Annotated in this window: 4 protein-coding genes; 2 read left to right on the forward strand and 2 right to left on the reverse strand. The window is 64.3% G+C overall.

Annotated elements, in window-relative coordinates; all coding sequences use genetic code 11:
* Positions 1-2698 (reverse strand): NAD-glutamate dehydrogenase domain-containing protein (locus EOA23_RS31665; protein WP_145966542.1); only part of this gene is annotated, 2698 nt, incomplete at its 3' end.
* Positions 2699-2825: 127 nt separating this feature from the next.
* Here EOA23_RS31665 and EOA23_RS31670 point away from each other — a divergent pair.
* The gene (locus tag EOA23_RS31670) at positions 2826-3389 is read left to right on the forward strand and encodes a peroxidase-related enzyme (protein ID WP_127306991.1); all 564 of its coding nucleotides are present in this window, start codon (positions 2826-2828) and stop codon (positions 3387-3389) included.
* Positions 3390-3534: 145 nt separating this feature from the next.
* Complete coding sequence (locus EOA23_RS31675) at positions 3535-3858, forward strand: YciI family protein (RefSeq protein WP_126063762.1); 324 nt, start codon at positions 3535-3537, stop codon at positions 3856-3858.
* 109 nt (positions 3859-3967) lie between these two features.
* Here EOA23_RS31675 and EOA23_RS31680 read toward each other — a convergent pair whose 3' ends face one another.
* Positions 3968-4579 (reverse strand): LysE family translocator, encoded by a 612-nt coding sequence (locus EOA23_RS31680; RefSeq protein ID WP_126063761.1) that lies wholly within the window; start codon positions 4577-4579, stop codon positions 3968-3970.
* Between the last annotated feature and the right edge of the window lie 206 nt (positions 4580-4785).

Raw genomic sequence — 4785 nt, forward strand, 5'->3', positions numbered from 1 at the left:
TGTCGGAGGCGACGACGAAATAGGGATCGTCAGGATCGCGCCGCACCACGCCGGCCGGCGGGATAACCCCGTCGACGCCTATATTGTCGGTGATCGAAAGCAGGCTGGAGACGAAGTTCTTGTAGGCCGAGGTGCCGGCCTCGAAGATGGCGTCGCGCCCGGCGCTCATCGGCAGCTTCTTCGGATAGAAGCCGCCCTTGGCGCCGACCGGCACGATAACCGCGTTCTTGACCTGCTGCGCCTTCACAAGACCCAGCACCTCGGTGCGGTAGTCCTGGGCGCGGTCCGACCAGCGCAGGCCGCCGCGCGCCACCGGGCCGAAGCGCAGATGCACGCCCTCGACCTCAGAGCCGTAGACGAAGATCTCGCGCCATGGCCGCGGCGCCGGCAGTCCCTCGACCGCCTGCGAGTCGAGCTTGATCGCCAGCGACTGCCCCTTCGCTTTCGTATCGGCGACGAAATGATTGGTGCGCAGCGAGGCTTCGATCAGGTTGAGGTAGCGGCGGATGATGGTGTCGTCATCGATATTGGGGACCTCCTCCAGCGCGTCCTTGATCTTGGCCTTGAGGTGCTTGGCCGCGACCGCGCCGTCGCCTTCCGCCGTCGGCCCGAGGCGCGCGACGAACAGCGAATGCAGGCCGCGCGCGATCTCCGGATAACGGTTGAGTGCCGCGGCGATGAAATCCTGGCTCTGCGGGATGCCGGCCTGCTGCAGATAGCGGCCATAGGCGCGCAGGATGGTGATCTCGCCCGACCACAAGCCGGCGGTCTGCGCCAGGCCATTATAGCCGTCATTGTCGACGTCGCCGCGCCAGACCGAGAGGAAGGCATCCTCGAACAGCGCCCCGCCATCGGCGAGGTTGATTGGGTTGCCGTAGCTGTTCTCCAGCTCCATGTCGTGGATGAATACCGTTGCAGCCGGGTCGCCGGCGACCTCGAAGGTGCGCTCGCTGATGACGCGGAAGCCGATATTCTCCAGCACCGGCACGCGCCGCGACAGCGCCACCGGGCTGCCATGGTGGTAGATCTTCAGCGCCGCCTGGTTCGGCTTCTGGTCGGCATGGCGGTAATAGTCGATGGCGATCGGATTGTCGGCGCTGATTTTGGCGATGCGCCCGGCATCGGCCAGCGCCACGGCGGCCGAGAAGCTATCGCGGTAGCTTTCGGGGAACCGCGCCGCGATCGCCTTCAGCGCCGGATCGCTGCCAGCCGCTTCCGCGGCCTCGGAGAGCGCGTCTTGCCAGGTCCGCACGATGTCGCGGATCGCTGCCTCGATCGTCGACTGCTCGATCTTCGGCGTCTTGCCGCCGGAGCGGCCGATGATGAAATGCACGCGCGCCAGCCCGCCTTCCGGGAAGGCCGGGTAATAGGCCGACAGCCGGCCCTCGAAGACGGTCTTGAGATAGGCGCCGATCTTCTCGCGCACGACGCTGTCATAGCGGTCGCGCGGCACGAAGACGAGGATCGAAACGAAACGATCGAACTGGTCGGCGCGCACCAGCGCTCTGATCCGCGGCCGCTCGACCAACCCGAGAATGGCATTGGCATGCTTTCTCAGGACCGGCACCGGAACCTGAAAGAACTCGTCGCGCGGATAGCTTTCCAGCACGTTGATCAGCGCCTTGCCGGAATGGTCGTTGGGATTGAACCCCGACTTGGCGATGATCGTTTCGGCCTTCGAGCGCAGATAGGGGATCTTCATCACCGAGCGCGTGTAGGCGGTCGAGGTGAACAGGCCGACGATGCGCAGTTCGCCCGCGAGCGCGCCTTTCGCGGTGTAGGTCTTGACCCCGACATAGTCGAGATAGATGCGGCGGTGCACCAGCGACTTGGCGTTCGCCTTGGTGACGATCAACGGCTCCGGCCCGTGCAGGAAGGCGCGGATCTCCGGGGTCGTCGTCACCGCCTCGGTGCCGCGCCTCAGCACCAGCACGTCGGGATCCGCCAGGATGCCGAGGCCGGGCTTGTCGGCGCGCTCGAGCGAGCCGCTCTCCTCGCCGCCGACATATTTGAACTCGCGCATGCCAAGGAAGGTGAAATTGTCGTCGCGCAGCCATTCGAGGAAGGCGATCGCCTCGGCGACGCTCTTCTTGTCTAGCGGCACCGCGGAATAGCGGAACTCGGAAATCGCCTGGTCGAGGCGGGCGAGCATACGCTTCCAGTCGACGACCGCGGCCCGGACCTGGGAGAGCATCTTGCGCAGCCGCTCGGTAAGGCTCTTCGCCTCCTCGGCGGTCAGCCTTGGAATGTGGACGTGGACGACGCTCAGCCGCTCGTGCTCGTCATCCTCCTTGCCGCCGTCGCCCAGAACCTCTACGACGCCGGCCTTGCCGTGACGGACGGTAACGATCGGATGGGTGACCAGCGTCGGCTGGCCGCTGCTCTCGGTGATCTCGCCAAGGATGGAATCGAACAGGAACGGCATGTTGTCGTTGACGACGGTGATGACCGTGACCGGGCGGCCGTCGCAGGCAACGCCCGAATCGGCATCGACGGCGACGACGCTTTCGCCCTTCCTGTGGCTGGCCACCGCGCGGGCGGCGAGCTCGCCTGCGCGTTCCAGGTCGGCGGCGTCATAGGCCGCGATATCCTCGGCGGGCGCCCGGGCAAGCAGATAATCGGCAAGCCTTGCGGGCTTCTCCGCCGCTTTCGCGGCGGCTGCCGCTTTCTTCTTCGGCTTGGATTTCACGCTGGCCATGACGCTTATTCCCTCCCGTCTTATGCTTTTGTGGCTATCGTAGCAGATGACCGCCGTTTCGCGACAAAGGTTTGACGACGCATTAAAAAATTCGAACTGACGCCATCGGCCTGCAAGGAGAACCCGTATGACCGGCAAAATAACCGCGCTTGACCTTGTCCAGGCGGAGCTGAGCGAGGCGACGAAAGCCTATTTCGCCAAATGCGAGGAGAAGCTCGGCCTCGTGCCCAACGTGCTGCTCGCCTACGCCTTCGACGAGAAGAAGCTGCGCGCCTTCACCGACATGTACAACGATCTGATGCTGGGCGATTCGGGCCTGTCGAAGCTGGAGCGCGAGATGATCGCGGTCGCCGTCTCCTCGATCAACCACTGCTATTACTGCCTGACCGCGCATGGCGCGGCGGTGCGTCAGCTGTCGGGCGAGCCGGCGCTGGGCGAGATGATGGCGATGAATTTCCGCGCCGCCGATCTGTCGGACCGCCAGCGCGCCATGCTCGAATTCGCCGTCAAGCTGACGGAAGAACCGGCCAAGATCGTGGAAGCCGACCGCGCCGCCTTGCGGCAGGCCGGTTTCTCCGACCGCGACATCTGGGACATCGCCTCGACCGCCGCCTTCTTCAACATGTCGAACCGCGTGGCCGCCGCCGTCGATATGCGGCCGAATCCCGAATACCACGCCATGGCGAGATAGGGTCGCTGGCATTACATTAGCAACACCGAATTTTTCGTTGCCCATCCCGGCATTTGATCCGATGATCAAGTTGCAGCGCAGCTGCATAACCAGGATTGCGGCGTGGCCGCATGCCGGTTCGACGCCGCCGACAAGGGAGGAGAACATGGCGAAATTTCTCTATGTCTATCACGGCTCCGGCAAGATGCCGACCGATGAAGCCGAACGCAAAGCGGCTATGGATGCCTGGACCGGCTGGTATGACAAGCTGGGCTCGGCCGTGGTCGACGGCGGCAATCCGGTCGGCATGTCCAAGACGGTTCTGCCCAGCGGCAAGGTCGAGAACAATGGCGGCAGCAATCCGACCGCCGGCTACACGATCGTCGAGGCCAGGGACATCGACGATGCCGTCGCCAAAGCCAAGGAGTGCCCGATCCTGATGGACCCGGCCTTCAGCGTCGAGATCGCGCCGATCATCGAGATGATGTGAGGCCGGCCGCTCTAAGCGTTTCGCCGTTCGCGGAAACGGCGAACCGCTCTAACCTTTTGTTTGACGCAATTCCGGGCGGAAAACCGCTCACCCTTTTTCTGGAATTGCTTTAGCGCGCGGCGATTGCCGCGGCGGCGCCCGCCATGGTCGTGGCGCTGACGCGGTTGGCGATCTTCATTGCGCGCTTGCTTTTCAGAAGCCGGCGCGCCTGCGAAGCGGCCAGCACCCAGGCTAGGTCGATGACGACCAACACGACAGCCATAGTCAGCGTCAGCTCGACCCAGCCGACGACGCTGACCGAGGCGAGATCGATGATGGTCGGCAGCAGCGCCAGATAGAACATCATGATCTTCGGGTTGCCGAGCGTCACCGCCATGCCGGCAAAGAACAGTTTCACGGGCGAATCTTCGCGCGGCATCTCGCCTTCCTTGGCCTCCACTGGCGCCGTCCACATCTTGAACGCTAGCCAGGCGAGATAGGCCACGCCAACCCACTTCACGACGACGAAGGCGTAGTGGAAGGTCTGCGCCACGACGGCCAGCCCGAACACCGCCAGCGACAGCCAGATCGCCTCTCCGATCCACATCGCCAGCAGGAACGGGAAAACGTCGCGGAATCCTTTCGAGATCACCCGCGCCACGAGCGCCGCGATGGACGGCCCGGGCGAGCCGGCGGCGACGAACAGAGCGGCGGCGAAGATCAGCAGCGAGGCGAGATGCATGGCGGACCTCTTGGTTGCGATTGGCTGCCATACTAGCCAGGCGAAGCGACATTGGCAAAGACAGGGTAATCGCATACGGCGCTCCCCCTCTCCGTCTCGGCTTCGCCGAGCCACCTCTCCCCCACTTTGTGGGGGCGAGGAACCCAAGCTTTCCAAAGATCGCGGCGGCCGGCGGTTGGCGTTTCCTCGCCCCCATGAAATGGGGG

It is taken from the genome of Mesorhizobium sp. M2A.F.Ca.ET.042.01.1.1, assembly GCF_003997405.1.
In the GTDB taxonomy this organism is placed as follows: domain Bacteria; phylum Pseudomonadota; class Alphaproteobacteria; order Rhizobiales; family Rhizobiaceae; genus Mesorhizobium.